The organism is Amedibacterium intestinale (assembly GCF_010537335.1).
In the GTDB taxonomy this organism is placed as follows: domain Bacteria; phylum Bacillota_I; class Bacilli_A; order Erysipelotrichales; family Erysipelotrichaceae; genus Amedibacterium; species Amedibacterium intestinale.
The window spans coordinates 664,522-685,115 of sequence record NZ_AP019711.1 but is presented as its reverse complement, the minus strand read 5'-3'; the positions used below and the strand labels follow the sequence as shown (position 1 = coordinate 685,115).

The window sequence follows — 20,594 nt, the reverse complement described above, 5'->3', positions numbered from 1 at the left end:
ATCTAATAAAAAAGGAACTAACTTACGATTTGTTATTTTCATAGCCCGTAATAGTTCCTTTTAACATAGTATAGTATGTTTAACCTCTATAAATAGAATGTACTATGTTTTATGTCTTACTTTTTTGTTAAATGCATTTTCAAGTAAAACCATGTATTTTCCAGTTTTCATCGCAAGACAATAATGAAATGGAATCCAAAGAAAAGGCAAAAAATATAAGTATATTGAAATAAAAAGTAAAAGCAATTGATCTATAGAATAAAAAAGTAAAGTGCCCCAAAACAAAGAAATAAGCAGAAGATGTATAATACTTTTTACATGCTTTATAGAATATATAAAAGAAAGGCGATGAACAATCCAATGATATATAACTTGAACAAATTGAAGAAGAACAGGCAGTAATAGAATTGCTAGTACTATATTAACAGAGAAAAGAAAGTATAGAAATATAGACCATAATAGGATAAAAACAATGAGAAATAAGAAAAGCTTTATATCTTTGTTCACTTCCATTTCCTCAGAAAAGGATATAAGCAAAGGCTTTCTTTCAGGAGGAAAGGTTTTGTTTACAGATAAATACCAATGATGATAACCATAAGAGATAATATATATAATAAATGGCAAGATGACGGTAGTGATCCATAAATTGAATGTTCCATTTTGAACATGATTTACAAAAGTTTCATAAGAAAGTTCATGTGTGAATTCACTATGTATATAAAAACGCGTAATATAATAAAACCCTACAAAAGATAGGAGTAATATTATACAAAATATAAAATGTGATTTTAAGAAATGTTTCATAAATATCCCTCACTTTTTAATGATTTTAACATAGTATAAATAACTTCATCTATCTTAATTAGATAAACTTTTATGTGACTTAAAAACTATCCTTTTGATTATTTGATCTTTACTTAAGTTTCTTTTTTATTCTTGTTATATCTAAAGATTACTTTAAAAAGGACACAAATCGACAAAAAGAAAGAAATCGCTTACTCTTTTTTAGATTTTTCATAGAATTTTTTATCTTTTTGAAAATATTCGACAAATTAAGTGAAATTTTTCCAGGACACATTCGTATAATTTGAAATCGTAAAGGAGAAGAAAATAATGAAGGAAAAGATGAGTGTGTATATAGTGGATGATAATATTGATATGATCCACTGTATGAAGGAAAAGTTTTACAAGAATGATACATATGAGGTAATTGGCAGTGCAGGGAATGGGGAACAATGCATAAGGGAATTAGCAGGCAAGCATGTTGATGTTTTAATTCTAGATTTAATTATGCCAAAAAAAGATGGTGTTTCTGTATTGAAAGAAATGAAAGAAAACAGAATAGAGGCTGATCATATTTTATGTACAACGCCATTTATCAACGAAATTATTATATCGTCAATTCAGGATTACAAAATTGACTATATTTTAATGAAACCATTTGAGATTGAAACCATGATTGATAAACTGGATAATATTTGCGGTTATGCGAAAGCAAGTAAAAAGCAGATGCTGATGGATATGAATTTAAATGAGGATGAAAAAGAAAGACTTGCGAAATTAGAACTGGAAAGCGAAATTACAGAACTATTACATGAAATTGGAATTCCAGCTCATATTAAGGGGTATATGTATTTACGAACTGCAATATTAGAAACGTATTTGAATGTTGATTTTTTAGGACAGATTACAAAAGTTTTATATCCCGAAATAGCGAAAAGATATAGTACAAGTGCCTCTCGTGTTGAAAGAGCTATTCGACATGCAATTGAAGTAGCATGGAACAGAGGAAATATTGATGCTATCGATGATATCTTTGGATATACAATATCCGCCAGCAAAGCTAAACCTACAAATTCTGAATTTATTGCGATGATTTCTGATAAACTGCGCTTAGAACATCGATTAAAAAATAAAAATGTAAGAATGCAGATGTATCGCTAGAATTTCTAAACAAAACACTGTATAATACCTCTTACGAGGGTGATGATATGGCAGGACGAGTGATTTTTCATGTAGATTTAAACTCCTTTTTTGCAAGTGCAGAAATCTTAAAAAACTCTGCATTGGAAGGGCAGCCAGTTGTTGTGGCTGGCTTACATAGAAGAAGTGTTGTTTCTACCGCAAGCTATGAGGCAAGGAAATATGGAGTAAACAGTGCAATGCCTTTAATGATGGCATTGGAAAAATGTCCTGACCTTGTAGTTGTTCAAGGGGATTACAGCTGGTATGAAGAATTAAGCAAACGCTTCTTTCAATATTTACGAAAATTCACCCCTTTTGTAGAACCTGCCAGCATAGATGAAGCCTATATGGATGTAACAGAGGTTATCAAGAAATATAAACGTCCTATGGATCTGGCATGGATTCTTCAAAAAGGAATTTATGAAGATTTAAAACTTCCATGCAGCATTGGTGTAGCACCAAATAAATTTCTAGCAAAAATGGCCAGCGATATGCGAAAACCAATGGGTATTACCATTTTACGAAAACAGGAAATTGCCAAAAAATTATGGCCTTTGCCTATTGGAGACTTATGGGGCATTGGTAAAAAAAGTGTTTCTATTCTGGAAGCTAATGGCATTTCTACCATTGGAGATTTCGCAAATCCAGACAATGAATCTAAGATCTTAACACTTTTAGGAAAACATGCCTATACAAGCATACAAAATGCCAGAGGAAATGGAAATTCTGCTTTATCTTATAATTCCAGTGTGCAGTCTATTTCTCAATCAACAACACTGGATAGTGATGTAAGCGATTATGATGAAATCAAAACTGTTTTTTATAGACTTGCAAAATCTTTAAGCAGAAGAGCAAAAGAAGATCATATAAAGGGTTCTTTGATATCTGTATCCATTCGTTATTTCGATTTTACCAATATGGTACGAAGTCAAACGATACATGAATATACCAATGAAGAATCGATTTTAATGGAAACTGCCATGCTGCTGTTTGACAAGCATTATAATGGTCTTCCCATACGACATTTAGGAATTTCCTTAGGTTCCTTATACAGTGCTGATAAAACCATTGATCAAATGAGTATTTTCCAGGAAGAAAGCGAAGATACAAACAGTATTTATAAAGTTTTGGAAGAATTAAATAAATTAATGCCAGATGCTCATCTTATTTGTGCAGCACAGGCATCTGCAAAAAAGGATGAAAAATGACGATGAAAAGAAGGAGGTTATCCTTCTTTTTTTTCATATACTCTAGTGAGGAGGAAGTATATGCACAAAAAAAGAACATATCATGGTTTTCTAAAAAAGTATCATAACGTATATCTCTATATAGGGATTCTTGTTGGATGTGGGATTATTGCTGGAAGTATAATGTCTTCCTATATTGATGTTAGTGATACCCAATATTTATCTTCTTTTCTAACTACAATTGATTCTAATGTAAGCAAGTACGATTATTTTGTAAGTGAATTTTTTTCAGGTATTTTGTTCATCCTTTTAATATTCTTTTTAGGTACAAGCATTGCTGGTATTCCACTCATTAGTTTTGTTGCCTTTACCAAAGGGCTGCAGATTGGTTTTTCAGCTGCCTTGTTTGTTGTAACGTATCATTTAAAAGGTATCGCTGGTATTGTTATGACTTTGTTTCCGCAGGTCTTTTTTGATTTGCTGGCAACTTTTTTAATATCAGCAAGTGCCATTCAGTTATCTATGTATCTTATATATGCGACAAGCAATAGAGAAAAGCTTGATTTTCGCAAATTAACAAACAGTGTATTAAATGACATTTTGATTTGTTTTATCATCTTGCTTATTGGCTCTTATTTGAAATCTACCCTTGTAATTGAATGTATAAAACTATTTAATCTCATGTAAAATTCCTGTATAATGAATACAAAAAGGAGTACATGCTGTGAAAAAAGAATATACATACGATTATGTGAATGGAACTGATGTTTATTTATATCAGAAAAAAGGAATGTTTCGTATCAATACGGACACTGCTTTGCTGGCACATTTTATGAGAATAGAAAAAGGGGAGCGTGTTTTAGATATAGGTACAAATAATGGCGCATTGCTTGCGGTAGCTGCAAAATATGCTCCTTCTATGCTGTATGGGGTAGAAATACAGGATGAAGCCGCAAAACTAGCGAGATATAATATGGAACATTTAGGAATAGAAAATGCCATCATTTTAAGTGGAGATGTTCGAAATATGTCCTTAGAAAAGGTAGATGTTGTTATATGCAATCCTCCTTATTTCAAAACTGAGGAAGATAGTCATATCAATCTGTCTTATGAACTTGCTACTGCTCGTCATGAAACCTACCTTACTTTAGATGAGCTTTGTAAGAAAGTCAGTGAAGTATTACAGGAAAAAGGAAGGTTTTATATGGTGCATCGTGCAAATAGAATCTGTGATATCATCGAAGCTTTACGAAGACATCGGCTAGAACCAAAAAGCATGCAGTTTGTATATGATGAAGCAAAAGAAGAAGCTATCAGTGTTTTGGTTGAAGCCTGCAAAGATGGAAAAGCAAACCTTCATGTTTTAACACCAAAAATGATAAAACGATAAAAAGACCTGTTTGTCATAAGAAATTATGAAAACAGGCCTTTTTTGCATATTGTTATTTTATAATAATTTAGCTAATCCATTATTTAAACAAAATGTAAGGTTTAATGTACGCTCATTCTGATTAGCAAAACGAATCGTAGCTAAATGATTATCTAATTTTAAAATTGTTCCTTCTCCTAAAGATTCATGCATGATTTTACGTCCTCTTCTTGGAAGTGCAGGTGCTTGTCTTTCAACATTTTGTGGTGCTACATTTTCTTTTTCAGGCTTCTTGAAAAGTTCTAAAAGGAAAGATGATGGTCTTAATCTTGTATTTCCCACACGTTTCGCAAATAAAAATTCCAAATGATCCTGTGCCTTCATCATTGCCAGATAAAGTCTTTTTCTTTCTGTATCCTCTTCAGTTAAAGGGAACAAAGACTGCTGCATATCCATTACATAAACTTCGCTACATTCCTCTATTTCACAAGTATCAATACTATCAAGGATAATACGTGCTGTGTCTGGATAGGTTGCAGAAGCAAGTGTACGCAGACATGTAGTTACATCTTTTGGATCTGTATAACGTTCACACAATGCCTGGAAAGCAACCATAGCAGGATGTGATAAGGAAATATTTTCCTGAATCAAAAAACGTCGATATTCCAGCTTTTGTAAAACAAACTGAAACATAGCAAGACTGGATGCATTTTGAATCATACGGAAATTTTCAATATATTTACGAATCCCATTTTTTATTTCAGCCTTTACATTTGCATTCATAATCGCCTGATATACATCAAAATCATCATTTTGTGATAATTGTTCCGCAATGCTCTGGTATGTTTTTTCGCTGCATTTTATATTCAATTTAGATGAAATAGCTTCAAATGCCAAAAGATTTCTAGGATCTGTCAATAAATCAAAAAAGTGCATCATATCGGTAATAAAAGAATATTTGAAAAAGTATTTGATCGATGGACATTGAAAATTAATTTCATTCTTTACAAATAAATCCATCAATGGAAGCAGCATCTCTTTGTTTCTTGCTAAAAACAGACATTTCCCTTGAGAAGCTTTTGCTTTTTCTTCTGCATAGGCATACAGTTCTGTTTCTGTTTGAAATCCTTTATAAAAGCAAACATCTTTTTCTATTTCCTGTGTTTCTTCCATATCTTTATGGAAATAAAAAGATTCAGCAAGTGACAAAATAGCAGGAGCATTTCGATAGTTTGTTTTTAATTCAAATCGCTCCACAGACGCATAGGTTGATTCTAATGCCTGAAGCGGCTGCAAATCAGCTGCATGACGCAAAGACAATTGCTGGTGTTCATCATAAAATAAATGAAGCTGTTTTTCATTGTTCACTAATCTATGCAAAATCAAATGCGCCAAAAAAGGGAGTTCCTGTGCATCATCTACATGAATATATTGAATGTTTGAACAAAGCGAAGCCAAAGATGTTGTTGATAAAAGCTGAAATGCATGTACCAGCAAATCTTCAAAATCATAAATTTTCAAACGTTCTTTTTCTTTTTCATACTGTTTAAACAAATAAGCAAAATCTACATCTATATTTGGAATACGAATTGCCTGTATTTCTTTCTCACTCATCATGCTTGTTTTAGATAAAGCAATCTTGCTCATAATACATTCACATTCTTCAAAAGATAAATCTAAATTAAAATGTTTTTTTACAAGGCGCATAACAATAGAACCAAGGTCTTTATACGCTTTCCATGTTTCTATATCATGCTGCGCATTGTACTTTTTAATAAGCTGATAACAAAAACTATACAAGGTAATAAAAGAAGGGTATTTTTCCTCTTCACTCCACTTCTGTTTAAAGCGAATCGTATTGCTTTTGATTTTATAACGAGAACCAGCAATATTTAACATTTGTGAATATGGTATTCCTTCTTCATATAAAGCATGGATACGCTGTAAATAAACTTCAGTTTTAGCACATCCGCTTAATCCCTCAATGGCACAAACCTGTGCCTTGCTCTTTATAATTTGACTAAATGTAAAATTTTCTGATTGTAGTGTACTCATTCTAACCTCCAAAAAAACGAAGTGATTCAATTATAGTACAAATCGAATAGGATTTTCAAATGTTTTTTTAAAAAATTGATGTAGATTTTACAATCTGCAGAAATGATTTTTAGACGCTTTTTAATACAAATACATCTTCATGTATGTTATAATAAAAAAGGTGAGTTTATGCAGATTAAGGATGCTTTGGAAGATTATATGCACTATCTTCAAGTTGTAGAAAATAAAGCTTTATCCAGTGTTTCATCCTATCGATGTGAACTGAAACAGTATCTGGGTTTTCTGAACAGTAAAAACGTTGATGAAATGAACGATATTGATGATTTGTTAATTGAAGAGTTTTTATCTTTGCAGCAGCAAAACAAAACAAACACAAGCATAAATCATATGATAACAACATTACGAATGTTTCATCGCTATATATCCATGAGCTATCCTGCTATACATGATCCAACATTGCATATCAAAAGTCGCAAAACTGCTAGAAAATTGCCTGCGTTTTTTAATACAGCTGATATAGAAAGACTTTTGGACAGTTTTTCAAACAGTGATAATGACTTGTTTCATAAAGCCATGCTGGAAATCTTATATGGCTGCGGTCTGCGTGTAAGTGAATTATGTTCTTTACGTTTAAATCAAACACACCTGGAACAAGGATATTTGAGAGTAATTGGAAAAGGGGACAAAGAGCGCATGGTTCCTATGAACCAAAGAAGTGTCAAAGCACTTTCCCTTTATTTAGAATTTGTACGTCCTTCATGGGTAAAAAATCGAAATTCCTATGTTTTTATAACAAAAAGTGGACATATGGTATCTAGACAATATGTGCATACGCTAATAAAACAAAAACTGCAGGAATTAGGGCTGGATGAAAGATTATCTGCGCATAGTTTTCGCCACAGCTTTGCAAGCCATTTATTAGATGGCGGCGCAGACTTGCGTTCACTGCAGGAACTTTTAGGACACAGTGATATCTCAACCACCCAGATTTATACACATGTACAGACAAAAAGATTGAAAGAAGCTTATGCTTCTTTTCATCCAAAAGCAAAGGAGGAACATAAATGAAAAAATATAAAAGAGTATTTACCATCGTTGTTGATTCATTGGGAGTTGGTGCTTCCTGGAATGCGAAAGATTATGATGATGAAGGCTGTGATACGCTGGGGCATATTTCTGAACACATGGAAGATTTCAAAATCCCTAATCTTGTAAAGCTTGGACTGGCAAACCTTCATCCGCTAAAAAATATAGAAGGTGTTCAAGAACCATTGGCATATTATGGAAAAATGCAGGAAGCAAGTGTTGGAAAAGATACTATGACTGGCCATTGGGAAATGATGGGACTATATATCACAACACCATTTCAGACTTTTACAGATACAGGATTCCCTCAGGAATTATTAGATGAGCTGACTCGTCGCACGGGTCATAAAATCGTTGGAAACAAAGCTGCAAGTGGAACAGAAATCTTAGATGAACTGGCAGAACATGAAATTGCGACAGGGGATATGATTGTTTATACTTCCGCCGACTCTGTACTACAGATTTGTGGAAATGAAGAAACATTTGGATTGGACGAACTATATCGCTGCTGTGAAATCGCAAGAGAAATCACAATGAAACCTGAATGGAAAGTAGGACGTGTTATCGCACGACCATATACAGGAAAGAAAAAGGGCGAATTTGTTCGTACAGCAAATCGTCATGACTATGCTTTAAAACCATATGGACGCACAGTGTTAAATGCTTTAAAAGATGAAGGATACGATGTGCTTAGCGTTGGGAAAATCAATGATATTTTCGTTGGGGAAGGCATTAGCGAAGCATATAAATCAAAAAGCAGCGTGCATGGCATGGAACAGGTTATTGAGTTGATGGACAAAGACTTTAATGGGCTGTGTTTTGTCAATTTAGTTGATTTTGATGCCTTGTGGGGACATAGAAGAAACCCTGTAGGATATGGGCAGGAATTGGAACGTTTTGATGAAAAACTTGGAATTGTTTTAGATAAATTAAATGATGATGATTTATTGCTGATTACAGCAGATCATGGAAATGACCCTACATTTAAGGGAACAGATCACACAAAAGAAATGGTTCCTTTAATTGCATACAGTCCTTCTATGAAAGGACATGGTTTAATGCCATTAAGAAAGACATTCGCTGATTTAGGGGCTAGCATCGCAGATAACTTTGATGTTTCTATGCCTGAAAATACAATTGGCGAAAGTATTTTGGATATGTGGAAATAAAGAGAGGTAGATGTATTTATGAGTAATTGCAGTACTTGTCCTAGTAAAGGAAAATGTGGTAAAAATGAAGATTCCTGCGGAATCAAAAACAACCCTAAAAACAAGATCAAACACGTTGTTGGTGTAATGAGTGGAAAAGGCGGCGTTGGTAAAAGCTCTATGAGTGTTCTTTTAGCAAAAGAGCTGGCTCGCCAGGGATTTAAAGTTGGAATCATGGATGCGGATATTACTGGACCTAGTATTCCTCGTTTAATGGGATTGGAAAAAGAAAAGGCGTATGGTACAAATGATGCAATTGAGCCTGTTATCGACAAAGATGGTATTAAAGTAATGTCTTTAAACTTCTTGATGGATGATGAAAATCAGCCAGTTGTCTGGAGAGGTCCTATTGTTGGAAATGCTGTACGTCAGTTCTGGAGTGATGTTGTATGGGAAGAATTAGACTATTTACTAATTGATATGCCTCCAGGAACAGGAGATGTCGCTTTAACGGTTCTACAAAACATTCCGGTAAATGGTGTTGTTATGGTTTCTACACCACAGCCAATGGTATCTATGATCGTTTCAAAAGCTATTAACATGTGCAAACAGGTTAAAGTACCAGTGCTTGGTATCATTGAAAATATGAGCTTTGTAGAATGCCCTGATTGCGGTAAACGCATTGAAATCTTCCAGCATAAGAATACAGAAGAATTTCTGGAAAACAACGAAGTAGAATTATGGGCAGAACTTCCTATGATGGATTGTGTTTCTGCAATTTATAAAGATGATGATTTTACTGTTGAAACTGTAGAAAAAATTCGCTCTTATATGAAACCGGCAGCAGATAAACTTACTGCAGCTTTAAAATAAAACAGTATTAAAATCTGTATTCCAATAAACTGGAGTACAGATTTTTTGTTGTTATTTTCTAGTATATCCATAAGACTTTCTTTCCTGGATTTTCTAAATAAAATTGTTTATTTTTTAATTGTTTTGTGCTATATTATTAAAGGTTTTTTTTAAATAACAAGGTTATAATACCAAAGGAGGAATTTTATATGCCAGGTTATGTTGTTGTAGGTACCCAGTGGGGCGATGAAGGAAAAGGAAAAGTTGTTGATTATCTTGGTTCTGAAATGGATTATGTTGTCCGTTTTCAAGGTGGTAATAACGCAGGACATACAGTCGTTGTTAACGATGATAAAGTCGTCTTGCATTTATTGCCAAGTGGCGTTTTACAGCAAGCTACTTGTATCATTGGTCCAGGAGTAGTTGTTGATCCTTTTGTCTTTTTGAAAGAAATTGCTTCCTTAGAAGAAAAAGGAATGGACACTGGACATGTTAAAATTTCAGACTGTTCCCATATCATTATGCCATACCATGTACGTTTAGATGCATTAATCGAAGAAAGTCTAAAAGAGCAGCGTATAGGAACAACAAAACGAGGTATTGGACCTTGTTATGCAGATAAATATTCAAGATTTGGAATACGCATGGGAGATTTATTAGATTTTGAAAGTTTTAAAGTAAAATTAAAACATGCACTGGAACAAAAAAATATTTTGTTTAAAAATGTTTATCATGATGAAGGTTTTGTATTTGAAGAGCTTGTCGAGCAATTTGCACAGATACGTGAAAAATTAGTTCCAAGAATTATTAATGCTCAGATCGAAGTAAACAATGCATTAGATGAAAACAAACAGGTACTATTTGAAGGTGCGCAAGCTGCCATGCTGGATATTAACTATGGAAACTACCCATATGTTACAAGCAGTTCTCCTACATCTGCCGGTGTATGTACTGGGGCTGGTGTTTCACCTAAAAAACTTGATGTTATCATTGGGATTGCGAAAGCTTATTCAACTAGAGTAGGAGAAGGCCCTTTTGTAAGTGAGCTTCATGATGAAATGGGAGAATGGCTGCGTGAAAAAGGTGGAGAATATGGCGCAACTACAGGACGTCCTAGAAGATGTGGATGGATGGATGTAAATGTAGTAAAACATGCTGCCATGATCAATGGACTAACAGATTTAGTAATTACAAAATTAGATATATTAAGTGGTTTAGACAAAATAAAACTTTGTGTGGCTTATGAAATAGATGGAAAACGTTATGACTACATTCCTTCTAACATGGAAGACCTAAAGAAAGCAAAACCAATTTATGAAGAGCTTGAAGGTTGGAAAGAAGATATCTCGACCATGAAAACATATGAAGAGCTTCCAGAAAACACAAAGAAATACTTGCGAAGAATTGAAGAACTTTGTAAAACAAGAATTTCTATGGTATCGGTAGGTCCTGAAAGAAACTGTAACATCTACATTCATAATATGTTAATGAAATAGGGAAATGTCAAAAGACATTTCTTTTTTTTACGCCCCATATGTCGAGTATTGACATAGTGAGAATTTTTGATATATTATATATGACGACACTCGACATATATGGATAGGAGATGTTATAAGTGGCTAGAGATCAATTACAACGATTAAGTGAACCAATGTATTATTTGTTATTAACTTTATTAGAAGAAAATCATGGATATGCTATGATGCATGATATTGAAATGATTTCTAAAGGCCGGGTAAAAGTAGGAACAGGAACTTTATATACCTTACTCGCAAGATTTGAAAAAGAAGGCATCATACGTGCCACAAGAAGTTTAGAAAGAAAAAAATACTATATTATCACAGAGAAGGGAAAAGAACTGTTAAAAGAAGAATATGAAGCTTTAAAAAACCAATTGGATGATGGAAAAGAGATTGAATCAATATAAATTAAAGGGGAGTCTGTATATGAAAATAGAAGAATACTTAATTGATTATTTTCCTTTTGAAAAAAGTGAAATAATAGATTTTCTAAATGAAAAAGCAAAACAGGGTTTAAAAATAAATGGTATTAGTGAATCTGATAATATCTGGACGTTTATAGAAACAAATAGTAAAAACATTCATTATGATATATATTTATTTGGAGAAATTCTCCCTGATATAGAATTTTATGATTCCTGTAAACTTATGGGATGGGATTTTCTGTTTAGAACAAATGATTTTGCGATTTTCTATAATGAAGATAAAGTGCCGCCTCTACCACTGATAGATAAAAGCATGGATAAAGATTTAGAGAATAGTTTATATGATAAGGTTATTTCTGATATAAGAAAAGATTTTCGTAAGTGTATCTTACTTGATATAGTGTATTTCCTCGTGCTATTTTTAATATTCTTTTTTCTTCGTGAAGATACACTATATGATATCCTTCTTCTTTCTATAGAATGTGGTTTATTGTTTTTGCTTCTATCAACAGGTTATTACATTGTCTTATCAGATTTGAAAAAAAGAAGAAAGATAAAACTTCGACCAGTAATATTCCAAATATTATATTACTTTATATACCAACCTGTTAGTGACATCTTGTTTTTATATTTTTTTCTTGATATACCTATTTCTTTTTTAAACATAGCAATCTTTCCTTTTTTAATTTTGAATATTATATTAATGTTATATCTTAGAAAAAGACCACACTCACCTTTATTACAAAAATTATATAAACATAATTTTTTCATAAGCACTGCTATTATTCTACTAGTGTTAGGAATATCATTTTTCATATACTCTATCATATGATTTCATTAAGTGATGTTCAAAGACTTGTAAAATACGGTGTTTCATAGTGTTATTATCAAAAGTAATTCTTATATCTAAAAAAGCTGGGATTCTTCATCACCAGCTTTTTCTATTTTATCTAATGTATTTATACGTTTATTTCTGCATGCATTCCAAGTGCATCTTTTTCTTTTTCAAGAATAGGGGAAATAAAGTCATGGAAATATTCTTCCGTTTGCTGAGGAGCACGTCCAACAAATTTATTTGGGTGCATAATAGCTTCCAGCTGTTCCATATTCATTCCAAACATTTCATCATTTGCAATTCTTTCTAGAAGATCATTTTCTTTTCCTTCTTCTTTTACCACTTTACCAGCAGCCATAGAATGCACACGAATACGTTCATGAAGTTCCTGACGATCTCCACCAGCTTTTACAGCATCCATCAAAATTGTTTCTGTAGCCATAAAAGGAAGTTCTTTCATTAAGTGAGATTGAATTACTTTTGGATAAACAACCAAACCATCTGTAATATTCAAATATAAATCTAAAATACCATCTACCGCAAGGAAGCCTTCCGGAATGCTAATGCGTTTATTAGCTGAATCATCTAATGTACGTTCAAACCACTGTGTAGCTGCAGTAATTGCTGGATTCAATGTATCTGCAATTACATAATTTGCCAATGAAGCCATACGTTCACTTCGCATTGGATTACGTTTATAAGCCATCGCGCTGGAACCAATCTGACCTTTTTCAAACGGCTCTTCAACCTCTTTTAAATGCTGAAGAAGACGAATGTCATTAGAAAATTTATGTGCACTTTGAGCGATGGAACTTAATACATTCAAAATCCTTGAATCAATCTTACGAGAATATGTCTGCCCGGAAACAGGGTAGCATTCACTATATCCCATTTTTTCTGCAATTAGCTGATCCAGTTTTTTTACTTTATCAGTATCATTATCAAACAGTTCCATAAAGCTTGCCTGTGTACCTGTTGTACCTTTGCATCCAAGCAGCTTTTTATTTTCTAACAGCCAGCAGATTTCTTCATAATCAAGCTGAAGATCCTGTGCCCAAATAGCTGCACGTTTTCCTAATGTTGTAGGCTGTGCAGGCTGAAAGTGTGTAAATGCCAAAGTAGGCAAGTCTTTATATTCCAATGCAAATTTCTGTAGCGCTGCCAGTACATTGACCAGTTTGTTTTTTACAAGTTCCAATGCTTCATACATTACAATTAAATCTGTATTATCTCCTACATAGCAGGAAGTAGCTCCAAGATGAATGATTCCTTTCGCATTAGGGCATTGTGTACCATAAGCATATACATGACTCATAACATCATGACGAACGATTTTTTCACGTTCTTTTGCCACATCATAGTTAATATCATCTTTATGAGCAATCAACTCATCAATCTGTTCCTGTGTAATATCCAAGCCTAGTTCTTTTTCACTTTGCGCAAGTGCAATCCAAAGTTTTCTCCAAGTCTTGAATTTTTTATCCTGAGAAAAAATGCCCTGCATTTCTTTGCTGGCATATCTAAGTCCAAGTGGACTTTCGTATCGATCGTACATAAGATATTCCTTTCTATAACTTATTTAATACCTAAACGTTTGTAAACTTCATGGTATGCATCTTCTACATTTCCAAGATCTCTTCTAAAACGGTCTTTATCTAAATGATCGTGTGTATGAATGTCCCAAAAACGGCATGTATCTGGAGAGATTTCATCTGCCAGAACAATTTCATCTTTATAACGTCCAAATTCCAATTTAAAGTCAATCAACTCAATATCTGCAGCAGCAAAGATTTTTTTCAGTTCTTCATTAACTTTAAATGCCATATTTGTAATTGTTTCAATTTCTTCTTTTGTAGAAATTCCTACAGCCAAAGCCATATATGTATTGATCATAGGATCTCCTAAATCATCATTTTTATAGCTGAATTCAAGAATAGGACATTTCAACTCTGTTCCTTCTTCTAATCCCATACGTTTTGCAAAGCTTCCTGCTACCTTATTACGTATGATAACTTCCAAAGGCACAATATCCACTTTTTTAACAAGTGTTTTACGATCATCTAATTCTTCAATAAAGTGTGTATGAATTCCTTTTTCTTCCAGTTTCTGGAACAAGAAGTTTGTCATCTTATTGTTAACAACACCTTTACCAACAATTGTTCCTTTTTTTAAACCGTTAAAAGCAGTTGCATCATCCTTGTAATCCACGATTACCATATCTGGATTTTCAGTTGCAAAAACTTTTTTTGCTTTTCCTTCGTAAAGCATTTCTAACTCTTTCATTTGTTCATCCTCCATTTGTTCTCTTGGAAATAAGAAAGTGAGTTTTCACATTTCTTACCTATTAATTATAGGTTTTTAAAAAGAGAGTGTCAAGAAAGGGAAGGGAAAATTTTACAACTGTAAATCAGTGAAAAAGTTCCTTATTTTTTCGTAAAATATATTCCCCAATATATAAAAACAATGGTATTTCATGTATAATAAATAAGGAATTTGAAAAATGAAAAATACAAGGAGGAATACCATGAAAAGCATTGCCATATTTATAACAAAGCTATCTGCTTTTCTTTTACATCTAATACATCGAGGCGGCTCTTTGCCAGGTCAGTTAGGATTAAAGATATGTAATGATGTTTTATGTAAACTAAAAATCACATGTCCTGTCATTCTTGTGACTGGAACAAATGGAAAAACCAGTACAAGCAATATGATTGTTGAAATGTTTGAGCAGAAGAAAGATAAGGTAATAAGCAATCGCAAAGGTGATAATCTTCGAGCAGGTATCACTACTTCTCTTTTATGTGCTTCTACACTTACAGGAAAAATTCACGCAGATGCCATTGTTTTGGAAGTTGATGAATTAAACATTCCTTATATTATAAAAAGCTTGCCAGTTACTGCATTGGTCGTTACAAACTTCTTTCGAGATCAGCTTGACAGAGCAAGAGAAATGGAACAGCTTATTTCCAAAGTTGAAGCAGCAATCCCGGATTTTAAAGGGACTTTGATTTTAAATGGAAATGATCCAAATGTTGTACGATTAAAAGACAAGGCGCCACAAGCAGCTGCCATGTATTTTGGTATGCATAAATGTATTACCAGTTCATCTGCAACAAAAGAAGCCAGTGAAGGGAAATTCTGCCCACGATGTGCAAACCGTTTAAAATACCAGTATTATCAATACTCTCATATTGGAGAATTTCACTGTACAAACTGCGATTTTAAAACACCAGCAATGGATGTATGCGGTACAGTAAAAGACATTGAAAAACGGGAGTTCATTTATGAACAAAATGTGTTCCATGCGCCACAAGGCGGCTTATATACTATGTATAACTGCATGGCCGTTTTATGTGTTGCGAAAAAGTTTGCTATTCCATTAAAATTTGCTGAACAGGCATTTACAACAATTGTTGTTCCTGATGGAAGAAATGAAAAAATGGAATATAAAGGTCATGATCTTATCTTAAACCTTGTAAAAAACCCAACTGGTGCAAATGAGGTTATGAAAGTTATTGAAGAAGATCATAGAAAGAAAACAATTCTTATCGTATTAAATGATCATGCACAGGATGGTAGGGATGTTTCATGGATCTACGATACTTTCTTTGAAAAACTTTTAAATGATGAAACAAGTAAAATCATCACAAGTGGAACAAGAGCCTATGATATGGCTTTACGTTTGAAATATGCTGGATGGGAAAAAGATTTAACTGTCATTGAAAATTTAGAAGACGCCGTAAATGATTTATTGCGCTGTGATATGACAATGTATGCGATTGCTACTTATACAGCTTTACAGCCTACAAGAAAACTTTTGAGGAGGGAAAGCTAATGGAAATTAAAATTTGCTGGATGTACCATGATATTATGGATTTATATGGTGACAAGGGAAATATGATGGTACTTAAGAAACGATGTGAAGCTCGTGGAATATCCTGTACAATTGATACTTTGGGAATTGGAGAAGAAAAAGACTTAACACAATATGATCTGCTTTTTTTAGGTGGGGGAGCAGATAAAGAGCAGATGATGCTGATAGAGGATTTATTATCACGCAAAGAAAACATCAAGCAAGCATTGAACCAAGGGACTTTTGCTTTGCTGATTTGTGGTGGGTACCAGCTGTTTGGTCAATACTATATTAGTGCTGACAATAAAAAAATTGAAGGTTTAAAATTGTTTGATTACTATACAGAAACAGGAGATAATGGGTCTCGCTGCATTGGAAACATCGCAATTAAATGCAATCTTGATGGAAGAGAAATCGTTGCTGTTGGATTTGAAAATCATGGAGGACAGACACGCAATGTGTCATCTCCTCTAGGAAATGTATTAAGTGGACATGGAAACTGTTTTGGCGCAAAACAAGAAGGCTTTTATAATGGACAGGTTCTTGGAACCTATATGCATGGTCCACTGCTTCCAAAAAATCCAGAAATAGCAGATTTCATTATTTATAAAGCTTTAAAAGCAAAAAATCCAGATGTTGCTTTAACGGATCTTGTACCACTTGATGACACCTTGGAACACAAAGCAAAAGAAGCTATGCTGCATCGTCTTCAAGTGAAATAAAAGCATTACTTATATAGTAAAAAAGACATTTAGTATTCAATACTAAATGTCTTTACTTTATTCATACTCCATGGTATTCTAAATATGACAAAGACAAGGAGGAATTATTTATGGTAAGAATTATTTCTGATTCTTCTACCATGTTAAATGTAAAAGAGGGAAAAGAGCATGGTATTACAATTTCCCCTTTGAGTGTAACAATCAATGGTAAAAGCTATAGAGAACTGGAAGAAATCACTGCAGAAGAGTTTATAAAACTAATAAATGAAGGATTTATGCCAACAACTTCACAACCTTCTATCGGTGAAAAAATGCACCTATATGAAACACTTGCAAAAGATGATGAAATCATCGATATTACAATAGCTGATGGCTTAAGCGGTACTTATCACAGTGCCTGTACAGCAAAAGATGATTGTCCTCATAATGACAATATTCATGTTTTCAATTCAAAAACATTATGTGGACCTCATCGATATCTTGTTTTAAAAGCTGTTGACTTAGCTTCCAAAGGCTTTACAGCAAAACAAATCATACAGGAGCTGAAAACACTGCAGCAGCATGAAAAATCATTCTTGATTCCAAGTGATTTTGCGTTTTTAAAGCGTGGCGGCAGATTGACACCAATTGCCGCAACGATTGGTGGTTTGTTAAAAATCGTTCCAGTAATGACCTTAACGGATGATAAAAGCAAATTAGAAAAATATACGGTAAAACGAACATTATCCAAAGCTATTATTGAAATTGACAAATGTTTTCATGACATGCAGGTAGACGAATCATTTTATATGACAATTACTCATGCAGAAAATGAAGAACTTGCCAAAAAAGTAGCATCACATATGAAAGAAGAATTTCCAAATACAGAAATAGAAATATATCCGTTAACACCTGCTTTTATTGCACAAGGTGGACCTGGATGTATTGCTATACAAGTAATTAAGAAATCAGCAGCCTAAAAAGCTGCTTTTAAAATGCCTTATAAATTACATAATATATATTATGCGAAGTAGATTGTTTAATAAGACTCCAATATATTATTGCCATATGTTGTACTTTAGAAAAGTATAAATCAAAATAATTTTACGTATACAGGAGGTTTTTACCATGTTAAGTTATAACGATATGAACAAAGAGCAAAAACATAGTCTTAAAAAAGTCCTGTTTGTTTTTATTATAGGAACAATTTTAGTTGTGTTTATTCCAATTATTTTTCACTATCTATTTTAATAAACTGAAGTTTTTTGAATTTATTCTTTTAAACATAAAAAAGTGCGACATTGAAATGAACCCCGTTATTTGGACACCAAATAATGGAGGTTCATTTTTATTATGGCAAAACTGACAAGAGAACAAAAAATAGAATTATATAAAAAACGAAAACAAGGAGAAACTGTATCGTCTTTATCTAAAAAATATCAAATAAAATCTAGTAAGATTAATTATTTAGTTAGATTAATAGATAGACATGGATTTGATATTTTAAGATCTAACAAAAATAATTATTATTCACCAGAATTAAAATTAGAAATTATTAATAAAGTCCTTATTGACGGTCAATCATCAACGAGTACAGCTATTGAATTTGGTTTGACTAGTGATGGATTATTAAATAACTGGATTAACTCGTACAAAGAGAATGGATATGTTATAGTAGAAAAAAAGAAAGGAAGACCATCTACTATGAACAAAGAAAATCAATTCAATAAAAAATATGAAGATATGTCACCTGAAGAAAAAATAAAATATCTTGAAAATAAAAATCAGTATCTAGAAGCAGAGAATGAATACTTAAAAAAGCTGCGTGCTGCAGTTCAGAAAAGGAAAAATCAACAATCGAAGAAAAAGTAACGATTGTTTGTGAACTGCAGCTTAAATATTCATTAAAGATTCTTCTTAAAATATCAGGATTAAAACGTTCAACTTATTACTACACATTATCAAAGACTAACAAAGATATGAAAAATGATGAAATAATGAATATTATCATCCATATCTTTTATACACATAAGGAACGATATGGGTATCGTAGAATAACTTTGGAGCTAAGAAATATGGGTTATACGATCAATCATAAGAAAGTCAAACGATTAATGTCTATAATGGGATTATATGGACAAACACCAAAAGCAAGATATAAATCATATAAAGGCGATATGAATGGTACAACAAAAAATTTATTACTTAGTAAAGTAGTAGACGAAGAAAAACATAAAACATATTATGATAGAAACTTCAATACAACAAGATGCAATGAAATATGGTCTACAGATATATCAGAGTTTCATATAGCAGCAGGCAAGCTTTATCTATCACCGATATTAGATTTGCATAATCGAGAAATAGTATCATTCAATATATCAAAAAGTCCAAATTTTGAACAAATAAAAGATATGCTTAAACAAGCATTTGATAAATATGACAATTTAGAAGGATTGAAATTTCATAGCGATCAGGGCTGGCAATATCAGATGCAGTCATATCATGAAATGCTTGAAGAAAAAAGAATTCAACAATCGATGTCAAGGAAAGGGAACTGTTTAGATAATTCACCAATGGAGAATTTTTTTGGAAGGATGAAGAATGAAATGTTTTATGGGTATGAATATAGTTTTAAAACATTAGATGATTTAAAGGTTGCGATGGAAGAATATATTGATTATTATAATAAACAAAGAATAACAGCAAAATTAAAAGGACTAACTCCTGTCCAATACAGGAATCAATCCTTAATAACTGCTTAAAAACAAATTTAATTAAGTGTCCAACAAATTGGGTTCACTTCACATCTTTCGCACTTTTTTATTAGTCGTTATTTCTTCTGCCTAATACCATTATTAGAATTCTAAAAATTTGTAGTAATGTTGATAAAACAGATGCTACATATGTAAATGCTGCAGCCTTTAACATACTTCTTACCATAGGTCTTTCATCATCCTGCATTAACTGCAATTCAGATATCTGTGCAATTGCTCGAGTAGATGCATTAAATTCTACCGGTAATGTTACAACCTGGAATAAAAAGACTACTAAAATCATCCCAATTCCAAGATAAACCAATGATGAAAAACTGGAAAAAAGAAACAATCCAAGAATCAGCGTGATCCAGCCTAACTGCGAACAAATGTTTGCTACTGGTAATAGTTTTGATCTCCAGGATAAAGCTGCATACCCTACTTTATGCTGTATCGCATGTCCACATTCATGTGCAGCAACGCTGACAGATGCAATACTTGCATTATAGTAAATATCAGATGATAAGCGAACTACGCGATGCACAGGATCATAATGATCACTTAATGTTCCGCCTTTCGCTGGTTCGATACGTACATCCTGTAAACCATTTCTATCTAATATAATGCGTGCCGCATCTACCCCACGTATTCCCTTTTTATTAGGTATTTGCTTATATTTATTATACGCAGAACTTACTCGTCCCTGTGCATATAATACAATAAGAATACCTAATAAATACAGAAGATATTGTGATGAAAACGAAGGATAATAATATATTGGCATAAGTTACATACTTCCTTTCCTTGTTTGTATTATGATACAATATGCTATTATTATACCA

18 protein-coding genes are annotated in these 20,594 nt (G+C 32.8%); 14 read left to right on the top strand and 4 right to left on the bottom strand.

Annotated elements, in window-relative coordinates:
- The first annotated feature begins 1,113 nt into the window (after positions 1-1,113).
- The 4 genes from spo0A to A9CBEGH2_RS03445 are packed head-to-tail and all read left to right on the top strand — an operon-like array spanning position 1,114 to position 4,542.
- On the top strand, positions 1,114-1,944 hold the full coding sequence (gene spo0A, locus A9CBEGH2_RS03460) for a sporulation transcription factor Spo0A (protein WP_115714844.1): 831 nt from the start codon (positions 1,114-1,116) through the stop codon (positions 1,942-1,944).
- A gap of 47 nt (positions 1,945-1,991) precedes the next feature.
- On the top strand, positions 1,992-3,173 hold the full coding sequence (dinB, locus tag A9CBEGH2_RS03455; protein ID WP_115714843.1) for a DNA polymerase IV: 1,182 nt from the start codon (positions 1,992-1,994) through the stop codon (positions 3,171-3,173).
- Positions 3,174-3,233: 60 nt separating this feature from the next.
- Positions 3,234-3,839: a stage II sporulation protein M gene (locus tag A9CBEGH2_RS03450; RefSeq protein WP_118276637.1), complete on the top strand. Its 606-nt coding sequence runs from the start codon at positions 3,234-3,236 to the stop codon at positions 3,837-3,839.
- A 37-nt stretch (positions 3,840-3,876) separates the two neighbouring features.
- On the top strand, positions 3,877-4,542 hold the full coding sequence (locus A9CBEGH2_RS03445; protein ID WP_232057306.1) for a tRNA1(Val) (adenine(37)-N6)-methyltransferase: 666 nt from the start codon (positions 3,877-3,879) through the stop codon (positions 4,540-4,542).
- Positions 4,543-4,599: 57 nt separating this feature from the next.
- On the opposite strand, the gene A9CBEGH2_RS03440 is transcribed toward A9CBEGH2_RS03445, so the two are convergent.
- The gene (locus tag A9CBEGH2_RS03440) at positions 4,600-6,576 is read right to left on the bottom strand and encodes a UvrD-helicase domain-containing protein (protein WP_118360952.1); all 1,977 of its coding nucleotides are present in this window, start codon (positions 6,574-6,576) and stop codon (positions 4,600-4,602) included.
- A 168-nt stretch (positions 6,577-6,744) separates the two neighbouring features.
- On the opposite strand from A9CBEGH2_RS03440, the gene A9CBEGH2_RS03435 reads away from it, so the two are divergent.
- The 6 genes from A9CBEGH2_RS03435 (at position 6,745) to A9CBEGH2_RS03410 (ending at position 12,439) form a co-directional block, all read left to right on the top strand.
- Complete coding sequence (locus A9CBEGH2_RS03435; protein WP_115714840.1) at positions 6,745-7,644, top strand: tyrosine recombinase; 900 nt, start codon at positions 6,745-6,747, stop codon at positions 7,642-7,644.
- Entirely contained in the window at positions 7,641-8,831 is a 1,191-nt protein-coding gene (locus tag A9CBEGH2_RS03430; protein WP_115714839.1) for a phosphopentomutase, read from the top strand. The genes A9CBEGH2_RS03435 and A9CBEGH2_RS03430 overlap by 4 nt, the downstream gene beginning before the upstream one ends.
- 18 nt (positions 8,832-8,849) lie before the next feature.
- Complete coding sequence (locus tag A9CBEGH2_RS03425; RefSeq protein ID WP_118276635.1) at positions 8,850-9,683, top strand: Mrp/NBP35 family ATP-binding protein; 834 nt, start codon at positions 8,850-8,852, stop codon at positions 9,681-9,683.
- Positions 9,684-9,871: 188 nt separating this feature from the next.
- On the top strand, positions 9,872-11,158 hold the full coding sequence (locus A9CBEGH2_RS03420; RefSeq protein WP_115714837.1) for an adenylosuccinate synthase: 1,287 nt from the start codon (positions 9,872-9,874) through the stop codon (positions 11,156-11,158).
- A 119-nt stretch (positions 11,159-11,277) separates the two neighbouring features.
- Complete coding sequence (locus A9CBEGH2_RS03415; RefSeq protein WP_115714836.1) at positions 11,278-11,589, top strand: PadR family transcriptional regulator; 312 nt, start codon at positions 11,278-11,280, stop codon at positions 11,587-11,589.
- A 19-nt stretch (positions 11,590-11,608) separates the two neighbouring features.
- A complete protein-coding gene (locus tag A9CBEGH2_RS03410; protein ID WP_163051433.1) occupies positions 11,609-12,439 on the top strand; it encodes a DUF2812 domain-containing protein in 831 nt (276 codons plus the stop codon).
- 127 nt (positions 12,440-12,566) lie between these two features.
- Here the strand turns inward: A9CBEGH2_RS03410 and purB are convergent, their stop codons facing one another.
- Both purB and purC read right to left on the bottom strand, forming a co-directional pair.
- On the bottom strand, positions 12,567-13,997 hold the full coding sequence (gene purB / locus A9CBEGH2_RS03405; protein ID WP_118360948.1) for an adenylosuccinate lyase: 1,431 nt from the start codon (positions 13,995-13,997) through the stop codon (positions 12,567-12,569).
- A gap of 20 nt (positions 13,998-14,017) precedes the next feature.
- Positions 14,018-14,725 carry a phosphoribosylaminoimidazolesuccinocarboxamide synthase gene (purC, locus tag A9CBEGH2_RS03400; protein WP_163051431.1) on the bottom strand — a complete coding sequence of 236 codons (708 nt, stop codon included), beginning with the start codon at positions 14,723-14,725 and terminating at the stop codon, positions 14,018-14,020.
- Between the two features lie 241 nt (positions 14,726-14,966).
- Between purC and A9CBEGH2_RS03395 the strand changes: the two genes are divergently transcribed.
- The 4 genes from A9CBEGH2_RS03395 to A9CBEGH2_RS03380 all read left to right on the top strand — a co-directional run bounded on the left by A9CBEGH2_RS03395 (position 14,967) and on the right by A9CBEGH2_RS03380 (position 19,761).
- Complete coding sequence (locus A9CBEGH2_RS03395) at positions 14,967-16,277, top strand: Mur ligase family protein (RefSeq protein ID WP_163051429.1); 1,311 nt, start codon at positions 14,967-14,969, stop codon at positions 16,275-16,277.
- Entirely contained in the window at positions 16,277-17,017 is a 741-nt protein-coding gene (locus A9CBEGH2_RS03390) for a type 1 glutamine amidotransferase (RefSeq protein WP_118276629.1), read from the top strand. Before A9CBEGH2_RS03395 ends, A9CBEGH2_RS03390 begins: the two co-directional genes overlap by 1 nt.
- A gap of 110 nt (positions 17,018-17,127) precedes the next feature.
- Positions 17,128-17,976, top strand: a complete 849-nt coding sequence (locus A9CBEGH2_RS03385) for a DegV family protein (protein ID WP_118360946.1) — start codon at positions 17,128-17,130, stop codon at positions 17,974-17,976.
- A 373-nt stretch (positions 17,977-18,349) separates the two neighbouring features.
- A protein-coding gene (locus A9CBEGH2_RS03380; RefSeq protein ID WP_163104252.1) for an IS3 family transposase occupies positions 18,350-19,761 on the top strand; the annotation gives its coding sequence in 2 pieces (ribosomal slippage) (positions 18,350-18,859 and positions 18,862-19,761; 1,410 coding nt in all).
- 61 nt (positions 19,762-19,822) lie between these two features.
- Here A9CBEGH2_RS03380 and A9CBEGH2_RS03375 read toward each other — a convergent pair.
- Positions 19,823-20,536: a zinc metallopeptidase gene (locus tag A9CBEGH2_RS03375; protein ID WP_115714829.1), complete on the bottom strand. Its 714-nt coding sequence runs from the start codon at positions 20,534-20,536 to the stop codon at positions 19,823-19,825.
- Positions 20,537-20,594 lie beyond the last annotated feature (58 nt).